Here is a 506-nt window from a genome sequence, read left to right as displayed (position 1 = left end):
CACTCTGTGTGACATAAGGGATTCATAAGTAGCTCTAAATGGCTCATTTTTGTTGAATCAATAGGTTGCGTGAACCACATTCGAGTTCAGGATGAACTCCTGCCGCTTGTCGTCGCACATATGGCCGACGGCGGTCAGGAAGCCGATGGCCTGCTCCCATTCGGCGAAGCTGGGCTCCACGTCGCGCACGAAGCCATGCAGGTGGCGGACCAGGCTTTGCAGGATCTGGTGCAGGCGAGGGTCGGGCGTCTCGTCGAAGCGCTCGAGCACGGCGGCAGTGATGCTGTCCTCGTTCAGGTCGCGCATGGGCGGCTCCTCTGTCTGGCGGGCGCATTTTGCCACGGCACGGGCGGCGGTGCATGTCGCGGATGTCACCCGTCCCTGTGCCAGGGAGGCCGCCGGATAGCCCTGACGGTCCCAAACCCCTATAATACCCAGCTAATCCAAGAACGCCGCACCACAGGACTTTGCCCTCATGCCCCAGTATCGTTCGCGCACCACCACCC

1 protein-coding gene is annotated in these 506 nt (G+C 61.1%); it reads right to left on the bottom strand.

Going from position 1 to position 506, the window contains the following annotated elements:
* Positions 1–57: 57 nt before the first annotated feature.
* Positions 58–306 carry a dioxygenase gene (locus AC1DWF_RS38990; RefSeq protein ID WP_476843731.1) on the bottom strand — a complete coding sequence of 83 codons (249 nt, stop codon included), beginning with the start codon at positions 304–306 and terminating at the stop codon, positions 58–60.
* Positions 307–506 lie beyond the last annotated feature (200 nt).

It is taken from the genome of Aminobacter sp. P4_D5 (assembly GCF_056401815.1).
The sequence above is the reverse complement of the archived record's forward strand: the minus strand, read 5'-3'. Positions and strand labels throughout refer to the sequence as shown.

What these genes read in the sequence shown, in the direction of transcription:
- AC1DWF_RS38990 (WP_476843731.1), bottom strand. Translation starts at nt 306, where the DNA reads ATGCGCGACCTGAACGAGGACAGCATCACTGCCGCCGTGCTCGAGCGC.